The 16,152-nt window shown below is 66.6% G+C and carries 13 protein-coding genes; 2 read left to right on the forward strand and 11 right to left on the reverse strand.

The genetic code is table 11. The annotated features are described in order from the left end of the window. Positions 1-3 precede the first annotated feature (3 nt). Positions 4-1,212, reverse strand: coding sequence for an RluA family pseudouridine synthase (locus LGM56_RS31195; protein ID WP_226207691.1), 1,209 nt, complete (start codon positions 1,210-1,212; stop codon positions 4-6). 41 nt (positions 1,213-1,253) lie between these two features. Between LGM56_RS31195 and LGM56_RS31200 the strand changes: the two genes are divergently transcribed. Next, positions 1,254-2,078, forward strand: a complete 825-nt coding sequence (locus LGM56_RS31200) for an outer membrane protein assembly factor BamD (protein ID WP_011549700.1) — start codon at positions 1,254-1,256, stop codon at positions 2,076-2,078. 121 nt (positions 2,079-2,199) lie between these two features. On the opposite strand, the gene LGM56_RS31205 is transcribed toward LGM56_RS31200, so the two are convergent. From LGM56_RS31205 to LGM56_RS31215, 3 genes are all read right to left on the reverse strand, one after another. Further along, on the reverse strand, positions 2,200-4,449 hold the full coding sequence (locus LGM56_RS31205) for an ATP-dependent DNA helicase (RefSeq protein WP_226207692.1): 2,250 nt from the start codon (positions 4,447-4,449) through the stop codon (positions 2,200-2,202). Between the two features lie 55 nt (positions 4,450-4,504). Next, on the reverse strand, positions 4,505-4,720 hold the full coding sequence (locus LGM56_RS31210) for a YdcH family protein (protein ID WP_006478692.1): 216 nt from the start codon (positions 4,718-4,720) through the stop codon (positions 4,505-4,507). 76 nt (positions 4,721-4,796) lie between these two features. Continuing rightward, positions 4,797-5,549, reverse strand: coding sequence for a hypothetical protein (locus LGM56_RS31215; protein ID WP_089494980.1), 753 nt, complete (start codon positions 5,547-5,549; stop codon positions 4,797-4,799). 160 nt (positions 5,550-5,709) lie between these two features. Here LGM56_RS31215 and LGM56_RS31220 point away from each other — a divergent pair, with 160 nt between their 5' ends. Then, entirely contained in the window at positions 5,710-8,034 is a 2,325-nt protein-coding gene (locus LGM56_RS31220; RefSeq protein WP_226207693.1) for a Tex family protein, read from the forward strand. Between the two features lie 100 nt (positions 8,035-8,134). On the opposite strand, the gene LGM56_RS31225 is transcribed toward LGM56_RS31220, so the two are convergent. The 7 genes from LGM56_RS31225 to hflK form a co-directional block, all read right to left on the reverse strand. Beyond that, complete coding sequence (locus LGM56_RS31225; RefSeq protein WP_069248096.1) at positions 8,135-10,051, reverse strand: potassium transporter Kup; 1,917 nt, start codon at positions 10,049-10,051, stop codon at positions 8,135-8,137. 276 nt (positions 10,052-10,327) lie between these two features. Beyond that, on the reverse strand, positions 10,328-10,924 hold the full coding sequence (locus LGM56_RS31230; RefSeq protein WP_011352251.1) for a phosphoribosyltransferase: 597 nt from the start codon (positions 10,922-10,924) through the stop codon (positions 10,328-10,330). A gap of 7 nt (positions 10,925-10,931) precedes the next feature. Next, the gene (locus LGM56_RS31235) at positions 10,932-12,278 is read right to left on the reverse strand and encodes an adenylosuccinate synthase (protein WP_011352252.1); all 1,347 of its coding nucleotides are present in this window, start codon (positions 12,276-12,278) and stop codon (positions 10,932-10,934) included. Between the two features lie 113 nt (positions 12,279-12,391). Next, positions 12,392-13,540: an ATP phosphoribosyltransferase regulatory subunit gene (locus LGM56_RS31240; RefSeq protein ID WP_011352253.1), complete on the reverse strand. Its 1,149-nt coding sequence runs from the start codon at positions 13,538-13,540 to the stop codon at positions 12,392-12,394. A 114-nt stretch (positions 13,541-13,654) separates the two neighbouring features. Then, positions 13,655-13,846 carry a DUF2065 domain-containing protein gene (locus tag LGM56_RS31245; RefSeq protein ID WP_011352254.1) on the reverse strand — a complete coding sequence of 64 codons (192 nt, stop codon included), beginning with the start codon at positions 13,844-13,846 and terminating at the stop codon, positions 13,655-13,657. A gap of 36 nt (positions 13,847-13,882) precedes the next feature. Continuing rightward, positions 13,883-14,782 carry a protease modulator HflC gene (gene hflC / locus LGM56_RS31250; RefSeq protein WP_226207694.1) on the reverse strand — a complete coding sequence of 300 codons (900 nt, stop codon included), beginning with the start codon at positions 14,780-14,782 and terminating at the stop codon, positions 13,883-13,885. 15 nt (positions 14,783-14,797) lie between these two features. Further along, on the reverse strand, positions 14,798-16,126 hold the full coding sequence (gene hflK, locus LGM56_RS31255; RefSeq protein ID WP_226207695.1) for an FtsH protease activity modulator HflK: 1,329 nt from the start codon (positions 16,124-16,126) through the stop codon (positions 14,798-14,800). Positions 16,127-16,152 lie beyond the last annotated feature (26 nt).

Below are 16,152 nucleotides of genomic sequence, written 5' to 3' on the forward strand. Positions count from 1 at the left end.
CACTCACTCCTCCTCATCGTCCAGGTCCGGCTCGTCGTCGTGATACTCGCCGCCGAAATCGTCATCCTCGTAGACACCGTCATCGTCGTCGAATTCCTCGTCGCCCTGCCCGAAGCCGAGCGCCGCGACGAGTGTGTTCAGGTCGTCCGGCAGCGGGCAACGCCACTGCATCGCCTTGCCCGTGACCGGATGCACGAGGCCGAGCCGCCACGCATGCAGCGCCTGTCGCGCGAACCCGTCCGGCAGCGGCGTGACCGAGCGCTTGCCGCGCGCACGTCCGTACACGGGATCGCCGAGCAGCGGATGCCCGGCGTGCGCGCAGTGCACGCGGATCTGGTGCGTGCGACCGGTCTCGAGATCGCACTGGATCGCTGAAACCGGCTGACGTTGCCACAGGCATGTGTCAACCGTGCGGAAATGCGTGCGCGCGGGCTTGCCCGATGCGCCCGTGACGACGGCCATGCGCGTGCGTTCGCGCGGATCGCGGCCGATAGGCGCGTCGATCGTGCCTTCCTCGGGCATCGTGCCCCACACGAGCGCGAAATAGCGGCGCTTCACCGTGCGCGCCTGCAACTGGCGTACGAGGTCCGTCTGCGCGGCCAGCGTGCGCGCCACCACCATCAGGCCCGACGTTTCCTTGTCGAGCCGGTGGACGATCCCCGCGCGCGGCAGGCCGGCCGCCGCGTCGCCGTAGCGATGCAGCAGCCCGTTGAGGATCGTGCCGCTCCAGTTGCCGGCGGCCGGATGCACGACGAGGCCGGCCGGCTTGTTGATGACGACGAGCGCGTCGTCCTCGTAGATCACGTCGAGCGGCACCGGCTCCGGCGTAAAGGCGAGCTGCTCGGGGAGCAGATCGGGCACGAGCTCGATCTTCGCGCCGAGCGGCACCGGCTGGCGGATCTTCGCCGGCGCGCCGTCGACGAGCACGCGCTTCGCCTCGATCCAGCTCTGCAGGCGGCTGCGCGAGAATTCGGGGAACAGTTGGGCGAGCGCCTTGTCGAGGCGTTCGCCCGCGAGCGACATCGGCACTTCGACGATGCGCGGCGCTTCATCGACCGCCGCGGACGGCACGACGGGCGGCTGCATTGCGTCGCCGGTCAGATCGTCATCGAGGGAATCCCCCGAGGCGGCGTCGGCGGGCCGATCGCTTGGGCTATAATCTTCGCGATTTGGTGTGCCCGGCTGGGCATTCTGCGAACTTGAACGGGTCATTTAGACTGGGTCACCGAGACTTGAAGCTAGGACATGCGAGCATGATGAATTCGACCAAACGCACGGCCAGAACCGTCGCCGCCCGGGCTGCGGCGGTAGCGGCCGCGGCCCTCATCGCCGGCTGCCACGGCTTGCCGCAGAAGCAGGACGAGACGGCTACCTGGTCGAACAACAAATTATACTCAGAGGCCCAGGACGCACTGTCCGGCGGCGACTGGGGCAAGTGCGCGAAATATTTCGAATCGCTGCAAGGTCGCGATCCGTTCGGCCATTTCGCGCAGCAGGCGCAGATCAACGTTGCATACTGCAACTGGAAGGATAACGAAGCGGCCGCCGCCGACCAGGCCGTCGATCGCTTCATCCAGCTCCACCCCGATCATCCGGATATCCCGTACGCGTACTACCTGAAGGGGATGATCCACTTCAACGACGATCTTGGCCTGTTCGGCCGCTTCTCTGGCCAGGACATGAGCGAGCGCGATCCGCAGGCACTGCGCGAATCGTACGATGCGTTCAAGGTCGTCGTCGACCGCTTCCCGAAGAGCAAGTACGCGCCCGACGCCGCCGCGCGGATGCGCTACATCGTCAACGCGCTCGCATCGCACGAAGTGCACGCGGCCGACTACTACTACCGGCGCGGCGCCTACGTCGCGGCCATCAACCGTGCGCAGCTCGCGATCAAGGACTACAAGGGCGCCCCGGCGATCGAGGACGCACTGCACATCATGATCCTGTCGTACGGCAAGCTGAACCAGCCGGAACTCGCCGAGGACACGAAGCGCGTGCTCGCCGGCACGTTCCCCGACAGCCCGTACGTCACGGGCCACTCGCGCCCCGGCGCGAAGAAGTCGTGGTGGCAGTTCTGACGACAGCACCGTGCGGCACGCGCTGCACGCACAAAAAACCCGGCCATCGAGCCGGGTTTTTTTATGGGCGCCACACTCAGGCGGCGCCGGTGCGATCGCGCGACGATCGCCGCACGCACCGTCACGTGCGCTTTGCCGAACGGTGCTCGTCGAAGAAGTCCTGGACGACCGCGATCTCGCGGGTCCGCTTGAACGGCGGCAGGCTCTGCCAGATCCGGCGCCCGTAGGGCTTGTCGACGAGCCGCGTGTCGCAGATCATCAGCACGCCGCGATCCGTCTCCGCACGAATCAGCCGGCCCGCGCCCTGCTTCAGCGTGATCACGGCCTGCGGCAACTGGTGCACGGCGAACGGGCTCAGCCCCTTCTTCGTCAGCGCGTCGAGCCGCGCGGCCAGCACCGGATCGTCCGGCGGCGCGAACGGCAGCTTGTCGATCACGACGAGCGACAGCGCGTCACCGCGCACGTCGACGCCTTCCCAGAAACTCTGGCTGCCGACCAGGATCGCGTTGCCATACGCCCGGAAACGGTCGAGCAGTTCGGTGCGGCTTGCATCGCCCTGCACGAGCAGCGGCATGTTCCAGCCGCGCGATTCGATCACGTCGCGCAGCTTCGACGCGATCCGGTCGACCGCGCGCAGCGTCGTGCACAGCATGAACACGCCGCCGCCGGACGCCTCGATCGCCGGCAGCGCGGCATCGAAGACGGCATCGGTAAACGCCGGCGAAGACGGTTGCGGCAGGTTGCGCGGCACGTACAGCAGCCCTTGCGACTGGTAATCGAACGGGCTCGCGAGCGTCATCGAGCGACGCGAGCTGAGGCCCATTTGCGCCGCATAGTGCGTGAAGTCGCCGCGCACCGACAGCGTGGCCGACGTGAACACCCAGGCACGCGGCACGCCCGCGCGCTGCTTGGCAAAGATCGGCGCGACCGACAGCGGCGTTTCGTGCAGCTGGACCGTATGCGCGAACACTTCGACCCAGCGCACCTTCTCGTTCGGATCGCCGTCGGCGGCCGCCTTGTCGCCGGCCGCCGTTGCGTCGGCCTTCGCCGCCGCTTCCGTCGCGCCGGGTGCGACCCAGCCGGCCAGCAGGTCCTGCAGCTCGCGTGCGCGCCGCAGGCATGCGCCGAGCGATTCCGCCCGTTCGGCCTGGCTGGCAAGCGCCGACGCCAGCGCGTCGAGCGCAGCCTCGAGCGCGTCGAGCGCACCGAACATCGGGTGATCGTCGCCGAGCTGGGCGAGCGACATGCGGACGATCTGGTCGTTCGCGAACGCCAGGCGCAAGTCGCGCGCCGCGCGCTCGAGATCGCCGCCGAGCTTCACCCACTCGACCGCGTCGCGTGCATGGCTCAGGCCTTCCGCCACCGTGTCGCGGGCGAGCTCGAGAATCTGCGTCGTCGACAGCGTTTCGCCGAAGAACAGCGTCGCCGTTTCCGGCAACTGATGCGCTTCGTCGAAGATGACCGTGTTCGCGTTCGGCAGCAGCTCGGCCATCCCCGTATCGCGCAGCATGATGTCCGCGAAGAACAAGTGGTGGTTGACGACGACGACGTCGGCCTGCTGCGCCTCGCGCCGCGCCTGCATCACGAAGCAATCCTTGTAATGCGGGCATTCCTGGCCGAGGCAGTTGTCGCGCGTCGACGTGACCATCGACCACACGGGTGCCGTTTCCGGCACGCTCGCGAGCTCGGCCTTGTCGCCGCTCTTCGTGATCTTCGCGAAGCGGACGATTTCCTGCAGATACGCCGTATCCTGCCGCGACGGCAACCGGCCGTTGTCGGCCGTGCGCTGCAGGTAGTAGTGGCACAGGTAGTTGGCGCGGCCCTTCAGCATCGCGACCGACACCGGCACCGCCAGCGCGTTGCGCACGGTCGGGATGTCGCGCGCGAACAATTGGTCCTGCAGGTGTTTCGTGCCGGTCGACACGATCACTTTGCCGCCCCACAGCATCGCAGGCACGAGGTACGCATAGGTCTTGCCGGTACCCGTACCGGCCTCGACGATCAGCGTGTTGTCGCCGGCATCGCCGTCGACTTCGGCTGCCGCGGCGGCGTCCGCGCCCGTTTCGGCCGCCTTGTCGCCGTCGCCGAGGCGACGCGCCGGCCGCTTGCGGGTTTCGAAGATCTCGGGTTCGGGCATCCGGCGCGCGGACGCTTCCATCGCGGACGCGACGGCGCGCGCCATCTCGATCTGCGACTGTCGCGGCCGGTAGCCGTCGAGCGCACGCGCCAGCAATCCGCCTTCGCCGAAGATCGTGTCGAGTTCGTCGACGCGCTTGCGGCTCAGCTCAAAGGTGCCTTCGGGCGCACGAGCGCGCCCGGCGGGCGACACGTCGCGCCGGGCATCGGGGGTGGCTTCAAGCGGTGAATTCAAGGCAAGCGTTCCTGTGTCCAGCGCCCGGGCGGCGCCGGCGCTTGCCAGGCCGCGCTCAGGCGCGCTTATCCGGTTCCAGCTGCGATTGCAGCAAAATGATTTTGTCCTTGGCCGCCAGCTTTTCCTTCTTCAGCCGGTGCAGCGTGATGTCGTCGATGTCGGAGTGCCCTTCCTTCAGCTCGATCTCCCGAGCGAGCTGCTGGTGCTGCTCCTGCAATGCAGCCAAACGGTTGTGCAATTCCTGCTGCTGTTCCGTGTGACGGTTTTGCATACTTGCCTCCTCATCGAAGCAGCGCGCCGACTGGCGTGCCAGCGCGCCCGAGACTGATCTCGATCAATCCAACACGTTACTGCCCCTGCTGTTGCTTCTGCTGCGCCTTCTCGGCCGCTTCCTTCTGACGCTGCTCGACATCGGCCTTGTGCTGCACGGCTTCCTTCTGCTTCTGCTCGTAGCGCGCGGCGTTGTCCGCCCGCTCCTGCGCCTTCTGCGCGGCCTGCTGGTGCGCCTGGTCGAGCTTGCGCTGGAAGTCGCCCTGCTTCTGGTCGTATGCCTGCTTGTTCGCCGCGCGCTGTGGCCCTTCCGCACCACGCTGCGCCTGCTTCAGCGCATTCTGCTCCTGCTTGTCGCGGAACGCAGCCGCGTTTGCCGCGTCGTTCGCCGCGCGCTGCGGTGCTTCCGCCGCGTTCTGCGCCGCCTTCAGCGCCTGCTGCTGGTCGCGCTGCTGCGCATGCACCGCCCGCTGCTCGTCGTTGAGCGCGAGTTGCTCCTGGCGGATGCTCGCCCGCTCGTCGCGCATCTGTTCACGCGCCTTGCCGAGACAGTGATTGACGAAGAACTTGCTGTAGCAATCGTGCTCGGCCACCGCATAACGATAATCGTTTTCTGCGGAGCGTTGATTGAGCACTTTTTGACGGGCGTCGAAATCCGGTGCGGCCGTGGCCGTCACGGGCGCAGCCGCGGCGGCGGCCGGCGCGGTGGCGTCCGACGCTTGCGCGAACGCGCCGGAAGGCCCTGCAGACAAAGCCGCGGCGAGCGCTGCGCCGAGCGCGACGAGAGAAATTCGGGAAGTTGGCAACGTCGTAGGAAAGCTGCGGGACATGTGTCAAATTCTATCACCCCCGGCTGGGCGCTCCGCCATTTATGGCAAAATGCCCCGCTTCACTCACCCGCGGCATCCGGCCCGTCGGGCCCGCCACGCAGCCCGCCGCCTCGGGCCTGCCGGCCCCCGCCGCGATTTCAGCAGGCAGATCATCCACGACATGACGGAAACCGTAGCACTCAAGATCGTACAGCGCATCGCCACCGAACTGTCCGTCCAGCCGCGCCAGGTCGCGGCGGCCGTGCAACTCCTCGACGAAGGCTCGACCGTTCCGTTCATTGCCCGGTACCGCAAGGAAGTGACCGGCAACCTGGACGACACGCAGTTGCGCCAGCTCGAGGAACGCCTCCTGTATCTGCGCGAACTCGAGGATCGCCGTGCGTCGATCCTGTCGAGCATCGACGAACAGGGCAAGCTGACCGACGAACTGCGCGCCGCGATTGACGCGGCCGACAGCAAGCAGGTGCTCGAAGACCTTTATCTGCCGTACAAGCCGAAGCGCCGCACGCGTGCGCAGATCGCCCGCGAAGCCGGCCTGGAGCCGCTTGCCCAGGCGCTCCTCGCGAACCCGCTGCTCGACCCGCAGGCCGAGGCAGCCGCGTACGTCGACGCCGAGAAGGGCGTGGCCGACGTAAAGGCCGCGCTCGACGGCGCGCGCGACATCCTGTCCGAGCAGTTCGGCGAGACGGCCGAGCTGCTCGGCAAGCTGCGCGACTATCTGCACAACCAGGGCGTCGTGTCGTCGGCCGTCGTCGAGGGCAAGGAAAACGAGGAAGGCGAGAAATTCCGCGACTATTACGACTACGCGGAAACGATCAAGACCGTGCCGTCGCACCGCGCCCTCGCGCTGTTCCGCGGCCGCAACGCGGGCGTGCTGACGATCAAGCTCGGCCTCGGCGAAGAACTCGACGCGCAGGTGCCGCATCCCGGCGAGGCGATGATCGCGCGCCATTTCGGCATCGCGAACCAGAACCGCCCGGCCGACAAGTGGCTGTCCGACGTATGCCGCTGGTGCTGGCGCGTGAAGGTGCAGCCGCACATCGAAAACGAGCTGCTCACGCAATTGCGCGAAACGGCCGAAACGGAAGCGATCCGCGTGTTCGCGCGCAACCTGAACGACCTGCTGCTGGCCGCGCCGGCCGGCCCGAAGGCCGTGATCGGTCTCGACCCCGGCCTGCGCACGGGTGTGAAGGTCGCGGTCGTCGACCGCACCGGCAAGGTGCTCGCGACCGACACGATCTACCCGCACGAGCCGCGCCGCGACTGGGATGGCTCGATCGCGAAACTCGCACGCATCGCCGCACAGACGCAGGCCGAGCTGATCAGCATCGGCAACGGCACGGCGTCACGTGAAACCGACAAGCTCGCGGGCGAACTGATCGCGAAGCACCCGGAGCTGCGCCTGCAGAAGATCGTCGTGTCCGAAGCCGGCGCTTCGGTCTATTCGGCATCCGAGCTGGCCGCGAAGGAATTCCCGGAGCTCGACGTGTCGCTGCGCGGTGCCGTCTCGATTGCACGCCGCCTGCAGGATCCGCTCGCCGAGCTCGTGAAGATCGAGCCGAAGGCCATCGGCGTCGGCCAGTACCAGCACGACGTGAACCAGCGCGAACTCGCCCGCTCGCTCGACGCGGTCGTCGAGGACTGCGTGAACGCGGTCGGCGTCGACGCGAACACCGCGTCGGCCCCGCTGCTCGCCCGCGTATCGGGCCTGAACGCGACGCTCGCGCGCAACATCGTCGACTACCGCGATGCGAACGGCCCGTTCCCGTCGCGCGAGCACCTGCGCAAGGTGCCGCGCCTCGGTGACAAGACCTTCGAACAGGCCGCGGGCTTCCTGCGCATCAACGGCGGCGAGAATCCGCTCGACCGCTCGTCGGTGCACCCGGAAGCGTATCCGGTCGTCGAGCGGATGCTCGCGAAGATCAGCAAGCGCATCGACGACGTGCTCGGCAACCGGGAAGCGCTGTCGGGCCTGTCCCCGACGGAATTTGTTGACGAACGTTTCGGCCTGCCGACCGTGCGCGACATCCTGTCCGAACTGGAGAAGCCGGGCCGCGATCCGCGCCCCGAATTCAAGACCGCGACGTTCCGCGAAGGCGTCGAGAAAGTGTCGGATCTCGTGCCCGGCATGACGCTCGAAGGCGTCGTGACGAACGTCGCCGCGTTCGGCGCGTTCGTGGACATCGGCGTCCACCAGGACGGCCTCGTCCACGTATCCGCGATGTCGACCAAGTTCATCAAGGATCCGCACGAAGTCGTGAAGGCCGGCCAGGTCGTCAAGGTGAAGGTGCTCGACGTCGACGTGAAGCGCCAGCGCATTGCGCTGACGATGCGCCTCGACGACGACGCGGCGGCACCCGGCACGTCGTCGCGCGGCGGCCAGGATCGCGGCAGCGCGGCGCGCGGCGCGGCCCGCCCGCAACGTTCGCGCGAGCCGGAACCGGCAGGCGCGATGGCCGCGGCGTTCGCGAAGCTGAAGCGCTGAGCACCCGCAAGCTTTCGCGACAGACAAAAAAGCCCGCCGAAAGGCGGGCTTTTTAACGACTACAGCAAACAGGCGCGCGGCCCGCGCGCCACACCTTGTGTCAGATCTCGATCTTCGTCCCGAGCTCGACCACGCGGTTTGCGGGAATCGAGAAGAAGTCGGTCGGCTTCGCGGCATTCTGGTGCATCCATGCGAACACACGCTCGCGCCAGATCGACATCCCGGGCAGATGCGTCGGCACGACCGTTTCGCGCGCGAGGAAGAACGACGTATCCATCAGCTCGAACGTCATGTCGTGCGTGCGGCCGAATTCCTCGAGCACGGCCTTCACGTCCGGCGTCTCGTTGAAGCCGTACTCGGCCTTGACGATATACAGCCCGCCGCCCGCATCACGCGAGGACTGACGCTTGTCGTCGCGCACGTAAGGAAAGTCGCGCGTGACGAACGTGAGGAAAATGGTGCGCTCGTGCAGCACCTTGTTGTGCTTCAGGTTGTGCAGCAGGCTGACGGGCACGAGCTTGTCGTTGCCGGTCAGGTAGATCGCGGTACCCGACACGCGATGCGGCGGATGCGCGAGCAGCCCCTGCAGGAACGGCTCGAGCGGGATACCGTCGGCCGCCGTGCGCTCCTTGACGATGTGACGCCCCTTGTACCAGGTCATCAGCAGGAAGAACAGCAGCGCGCCGATGCCGAGCGGCAACCAGCCGCCCTGCGCGACCTTCAGCAGGTTCGCGCCGAAGAAGCCAAGGTCGACTGCGAGGAACACCGCGATGATCGCGCCGACCAGCAGCCGGTTCCAGTTCCACACCTTCACCATCACGACCGCGGCGAGTACGGTCGTGATCACCATCGTCGCCGTCACCGCGATACCGTACGCGGCCGCGAGGTTGTCGGAGCTCTTGAAGCCGATGACGATGCAGAGGATCACGAACAGCAGCAGCCAGTTCACGACCGGCACGTAGATCTGGCCGATCGCGAGTTCCGACGTGTGCAGCACCTTCATGCGCGGCACGTAGCCGAGCTGGATGGCCTGCGACGTCAGCGAATACGCGCCCGAGATCACTGCCTGCGACGCGATCACGGTCGCGACCGTCGACAGCACGACGAGCGGCAGCAGCCCCCATTCGGGCGCCAGCAGGAAGAACGGGTTCTCGATCGCCTTCGGGTTCTGGATCAGCAACGCGCCCTGGCCGAAGTAGTTCAGCACGAGCGACGGCATCACGAGCCCGTAGGCGGCGATGCGGATCGGCTTCGCGCCGAAGTGCCCCATGTCCGCGTAGAGCGCTTCCGCGCCGGTCAGCACCAGCACGACCGAGCCGAGCACGACGTACGCCTGCAGCAGGTGATCGGCCATGAACGACGCCGCGTAATACGGGTTGATGGCGGCCATGATGCCCGGCACGCGCACGATGTGGTAAACGCCGAGCGCTGCGATCACGACGAACCACAGCACCATGATCGGGCCGAACAGCTTGCCGACCAGCGCGGTCCCGTGACGCTGGATCCAGAACAGCGCGATCAGGATCACGATCGTGATCGGCAGCACGAGATGGGACAGGTGTGGCGTCGCGATTTCGAGACCTTCGACCGCCGACATCACCGAGATCGCCGGCGTGATCACCGCGTCCCCGTAGAACATGCACGCGCCGAAGATCCCGAGCGCCATCAGCGCGCCCGCGACGCGGGTCTTCGAGTCGAGCGGCCGCAACGACAGCGCCATCAGCGCGAGCACGCCGCCTTCGCCGTTGTTGTCCGCGCGCATCACGAACAGCAGGTACTTGATGCCGACCACCAGGATGATTGCCCAGAACAGCAGCGAGATCACGCCGAGAATCGATCCTTCGGTGAGCGGAATGCCGTGTGCGGGGCTGAACGCCTCCTTGAGCGAATACAGCGGGCTGGTGCCGATGTCGCCGAACACGACGCCGATGGCTGCTATCGCTAGCGCCCGCATCGAGTGTTGTTGCGTCGAATGCGGCGCGTGTGCTGCGTCGGTCGCGTGGATCGTGTCGTTCATATGAAGCGTAATAATCGGGTCCGGGTCGGACAAAACGAGCGCTATTCTACTCGCGCCCCCGTGAAACGCCGCCCTGCTCTGTTGCCTTGTCACCACGTGATCCACGCTGCGCATGCAATCCGGCGCGAGCTGTGGCAGGGCTGCCAATCATAGCCGGGGCAGCGGCGCCTGCCTACCGGATCCACGGTTCGCGCGGTGCCGGCAAGGATGGCGCCCCAATGAAAAACGGCGCCGCAAGCGGCGCCGTACAAGGCTTTCCTTCGATTGGCCAGCCGCTTACGCGCCCGAGCCGTCGCGCTGTGCGCGACCGCGCTTGATCCACGCCTCGAGGTTGTGCGGGCGAACCGTGTCCCACTCTTCGAACGGCTGATGAATCCACGGATTCGTCGGCAGGAACTGCGTGTGATAGTCGGGCTTGACCTTCGAGCAACCCTTGTACCAGAGTACCGCCGAGCGCACGGCGGTCACCGACGGATAGCGCTCCTTCAGGTGCTCCTGCACGCGCGCAAGCGTGACGCCCGAATCGACGAGATCGTCGACCAGCAGCACGTTGCCCGCCAAGTTGCCGCGCGTCATCGTGATGTACTGCGCGATGTCGAGGTCGCCCTGCTCCGTGCCGGCCGCTTCGCGGTACGAACTCGTCGCGAGAATCGCGAGTGGCACGTCGTAGATGCGCGACAGTTGATCGCCGACGCGCAGGCCACCGCGCGCGAGGCACAGGATCTGGTCGAACTTCCAGCCCGATGCATGCACCTGGAGCGCGAGCAGCTCGATGAGACGGTGATACTCGTCCCAGCCTACCCACAGGTTCTTGTCGTCGTTGCGCGGATCGGTCATCAAGTCTGCCGCCGTCATCGTGATTTGCTGCGTCATCTGAAAATTACACCTTGAACGGATGGCGGAGCAGGATCGTTTCGTCGCGGTCCGGACCCGTCGACACCATGTCGACCGGCACGCCAGCCACTTCCTGGACGCGGGTCAGGTAAGCCTGCGCATTCGCCGGCAGTGCTTCCCACGTCTTGATGCCGACCGTGCTTTCCTTCCAGCCGGCAAACGTCTCGTAAACAGGCTCGCAACGGGCCACATCAGCGGCGCCGCGCGGCAGGATGTCCGCATCCTTGCCGTCGATCTTGTAGCCGACGCACAGCTTGACTTCGTCGAGGCCGTCGAGCACGTCGAGCTTCGTCATGCACAGGCCCGACACGCCGTTGATCTGGATCGAGCGGCGCAGCGCGGCTGCGTCGAGCCAGCCGGTGCGGCGCGGACGGCCGGTGACCGAACCGAATTCCTTGCCGACGTTCGCGAGCGTAACGCCAACCTGGTCCTGACGCTGCGGATTGTCCGCATCGTACAGTTCGCTCGGGAACGGGCCCGAGCCGACGCGCGTGCAATACGCCTTCGTGATGCCGAGGATGTAGTTGAGCTTCTGCGGACCCACGCCCGCGCCAGCCGACGCCGCACCTGCCACGCAGTTGCTCGACGTGACGAACGGATAGGTGCCGTGGTCGATATCGAGCAGCGTGCCTTGTGCGCCTTCGAACAGCAGGTTCTGGCCCGCATTGTTCGCGTCGTACAGGCGGCGCGACACGTCGGCCACCATCGGCTTCAGGCGGTCGGCATAACCCAGCATCGTGTCGAGCGTGGCCTGGAAATCGACAGCCGCGCCGCCCAGGTACTGGGTCAGCACGAAGTTGTGGAAATCGAGGTTTTCACGCAGGCGGTCGGCGAAGGTCTTCGCGTCGAACAGATCCTGAACGCGCAGCGCGCGGCGGCCCACCTTGTCTTCGTACGCGGGGCCGATGCCGCGGCCGGTCGTACCGATCTTGCCCGCGCCCTTGCGCGCTTCACGCGCCTGGTCGATCGCGATGTGGTACGGCAGGATCAGCGTCGTGGCTTCGGAAATGAACAGGCGGTCGCGCACGTTCACGCCCGCTTCTTCCAGCTCGCCGATTTCCTTGAACAGTGCTTCGGGGGACAGGACGACGCCGTTGCCGATGTAGCAGGCGACGCCTTCACGCATGATGCCCGACGGAATGAGGCGCAAGATCGTTTTCTTGCCGCCGATGATGAGGGTGTGGCCGGCGTTGTGACCGCCCTGGAAACGCACGACGCCCTGAGCGTGGTCCGTCAGCCAGTCGACGATCTTGCCCTTGCCTTCATCACCCCATTGCGTTCCCACGACGACGACATTGCGCCCGGGAGTCACGTTCACTGCGCTGGCAGACATGTTGATTCGTTAGCTGGTTAAAAACGTATTCTACCTATGTTCGCGGGCGATTCCGAATTTTTCCGTTTCGCTTCAACGATATGCACGCCGAAGCACGTCCCGCGAACGCCTGTTTATCGGGGTTCGACCACCCATGCGCCGTTGCGCTCGACGAGCGAACGGTCGCACGCGAACTCGTCGAGCACATGATCGTGGCCCGGCAGCGCCTGGATCACGACCTCGCCCGCATCACGCAGCGCCGCGACGGCCGCGCTCAGCGCATCGTCCTGCGCCCACGGCGCGAGAATCGCGGTGCCGCGCGCCTCGACCGGCGAAATCCGCGCGAGCTCGCGCAGGTCGAGCGAGAAGCCCGTGGCGGGACGGGCACGCCCATATGCCTGGCCGACGTGGTCGTAGCGGCCGCCCCGCGCGATCGCGTTCGGCACGCCGTCGATGTAGGCGCTGAACATCGCGCCGCTGTGATATGCATAGCCGCGCAGGTCGCCGAGATCGATCGCCACTTCGGCACCTTTCGCCTGTGCCGCGAGCTGCGCCAGATCGTCGAGCGCCCGCGTGATTTCGGGCAGCACCGGCAAGCGTGTGCGCGCCTCCGCGAGCACGCTTGCGTCGCCATAGAGATGCGGCAGCGCGCGCAGCGCGGCGCGCGTATCGGCGCCGAGATCGTCGGTGAGTTCGTTCAGCAGCGGCACGTCCTTGCCCGACAGCGCGTCGTACAGCGACTCGCCGCGCTCGGCGGCCTGCGCATCGCGCGCCAGCAGCGCCGCGAGCACGCCCGCATGGCCGAGGTCGAGACGGATGCGCGACAGGCCTGCGAGATGCAGCGCGTCGAGCATCAGCTGCTGGATCTCGAGGTCGGCTTCCAGTCCGGCATGCCCGTAGATTTCGGCGCCGATCTGGATCTGCTCGCGCGTCGCGTGCAGACCGCGCGGACGCGTATGCATCACGTGGCCCGCATAGCAGAGGCGCGTCACGCCCTGGCGGTTCAACAGGTGCGCGTCGATCCGCGCGACCTGCGGCGTGATGTCCGCACGCAGGCCGAGGGTGCGACCCGACAGCTGGTCGACCAGCTTGAAGGTGCGCAGGCGCAGGTCTGCACCGCCGCTCGTCAGCAGCGATTCGAGATACTCGAGCAGCGGCGGCATCACCATTTCGTAGCCATACGAACGGAAGCGGTCGAGCAGCCTGCGGCGCAGCTCCTCGATCTTGCGCGCTTCCGACGGCAATACGTCGGCGATATTCTCGGGAAGTAACCAGGTCGACATCGGTACGGTCCTACGACGGGAAACAGCGCGCGACACGCGCGCCGCGATGTGAATCGGAAATTCTGAATTCGGGCGGGACGAACGGCGGATGAGCCGTCCGGATCAGGTCTCCGGTCAGGTGGCGAGCAGCAGCAGTATGAGCCCGAGCACCATCACGATCAGCCCGCCGATCCGGATATGATGCGGCGGCCGCTCAGCTATTCTACGAAACGTGTCGCGCCAGGCGACGGGAAACACGAAGGGGAACGCCCCCTCGATGATCAGCATCAGCGCTACTGCGAGCAACAACGAGCCAGCCAGGTCCATGCGAGCGACGGCGCCGCTCGACGCGGCGCCCCAAGGTCAGTGTTTGCGGGGAGCAGGCGCCGCCGGTGCGGCACCGCCCGTCGGGCTGCGCATGAAGCGGAAGAACTCGCTGTCGGGATCGACGACGATGATGTCGTTGCGCTTGAACGTGTTCCGGTAAGCCTGCAGGCTCGCGTAGAACTGGTAGAACTGCGGATCGCGGCCGAACGCGTCGGCGGCAATCGTCGCGGCCTTCGCGTCGCCCTCGCCCTTGATCGTCTGTGCGGACTTGTACGCGTTCGCGAACACGGCCTGCTGTTCGCGTTCGGCGTCCGCCTTGATCTGCTCGACGTCGGCCGCGCCTTGCGCACGCACCTGCGCCGCCTGATCTCGCAGCGCGCCGATCATCCGCTGATAGACGGCATCGGTCTGCGCGGCCGGCAAATCGACGCGCGTCAACTGGACGTCGACCACGTCGACGCCGAAACCGGACGCCTTCGCCTTCACTTCGTCACGGGCCGCATCGGCGATCGCACGCTGGCCGCCGAGCGCGTCGTCGAGCGCGCGCTTGCCGAACGCGTCACCGAGTGCGCTCTTCAGCGCGCCGGCGAGACGATCGCCGGCTGCCGACGGGTCACCGCCCGTCGTCGTGAAATACTTCATCGGATCGCTGATCCGGTACTTCACCGCGTAGGCGACGAGCAGGTCGCGCTTGTCTTCCGTTGCCAGTTGCAGCGGATCCGACGACTCGAGCGATTGCAGGCGCGTGTCGATCAGCGTGGCCGTCTGCAGCGGCGGCGGCAATTTGAAATGGATGCCAGGGCCCGCCAATTCGGGTTGCGCGCCGTCGCGCCCCGACAGCACGGCCGCATGGCGCGGATCGACGGTAAGGACGGTCGACGATGCCGCGAAGGCAACGATCACGATTGCGACGACGAGCGCAATGATTCGGTTCATGTTCTGCGCTCCCCGTTACTTCAGATCGTCTTCGCGCGACCGGCTGCGAAACGCCTCGCGCGATCGCAGCACGTCGGTGCCCGACGCCGCCACGGCCGACGCCGCACTTGCGGGCGCCGCTGCAGCCGCCGGTGCCGACGCGGCGTCGGGTGCGGATGCGCCCGTGGACGTCGCGGCGTTTTGTCGCCCCTGCTCGACGAGCTTGTCGAGCGGCAGATACACGACGCTGTTGCCGCCCTTGTTGCCGACGAACACCTTCGTCGAATTCGAATAGATTTCCTGCATCGTCTCGAGATACATTCGCTCGCGGATCACCGCGGGCGCCTTCGAGTACTGCGCATAGACCTGCTTGAAGCGGTCGGCATCGCCTTCGGCTTCCGTGACCACGCGATCGGCATACGCCTTCGCTTCGTCGACGAGCTTCGCCGCATCGCCCTGCGCCTTCGGCAGCAGGTCGTTTGCATACGCTTGCGCGGCGCGCTTCGCGGCCTCGCGCTCGTCGCGTGCCTTCGCGACTTCACCGTACGCGGCCTGCGTCTGCTCGGGCGCCGCAACGCTCTGCATCGTGACGGCCGTCACCTCGAGCCCCGACTGGTAGCGATCGAGATCGCGCTGGATCGCGGCCGCGAGCTGCTCGCGCAGCGCGTCGCGGTCCTGGTTCAGCACGTCGGCCGCGCTGCGCGTGCCGACGATCGCACGTACCGCGGCCTGGGCGGCCTGCGAGACACTGCGCTCGGGGTCGACACTGCGGAACAGGTAATCGGTCGCGGAACGGATGCGGTACTGCACGATGAAGCGCACGTCGACGATATCGGCGTCGCGCGTCAGCATCGCCGCTTCCTTCACGTTCGCGAGACGCACGACGTTGTTGCGGCCGATTTCGATCGAGCGGACCTGCGACGTATCGACGATCTCGTGCGACGCGAACGGATACGGCGCGCGCCAGTGCACGCCCTGACCGACCGTGCCCGACAGCTTGCCGAGCTGCAGCACGACGCCCGTCTGCCCTTCCTGCACGACGAACAGCCCGCTGCCTGCGTAGACCGCGACCAGCACGCCGATCACGATGCCGACGCCGACGCGCGCGGCTCGCCCGTTGTCAGGACGGAAGCCGTTGCCGCCCTTGCCGCCGAACAGGCCGTTCAGGCGCCGGTTGAAGTTGCGCCACATCTCGTCGAGATCGGGCGGACCATCGCCGTCGCCGCCTTGCGGACGCTTCGATTCGTTCGGGCGGGGACGGGATCCGTCTTTGCCATTGCCTTCGCCGCGTCCCCAGCGGGGATCGTTGATCGACAGCAAGGCGCGCATCCGCCGCCAGGTACTCCGCTCGTTGTATTCGTTCACCAGAGTTTGTTCACCAGATTAGACGC

Source organism: Burkholderia sp. AU38729, from assembly GCF_020419725.1.
Taxonomy (GTDB): domain Bacteria; phylum Pseudomonadota; class Gammaproteobacteria; order Burkholderiales; family Burkholderiaceae; genus Burkholderia.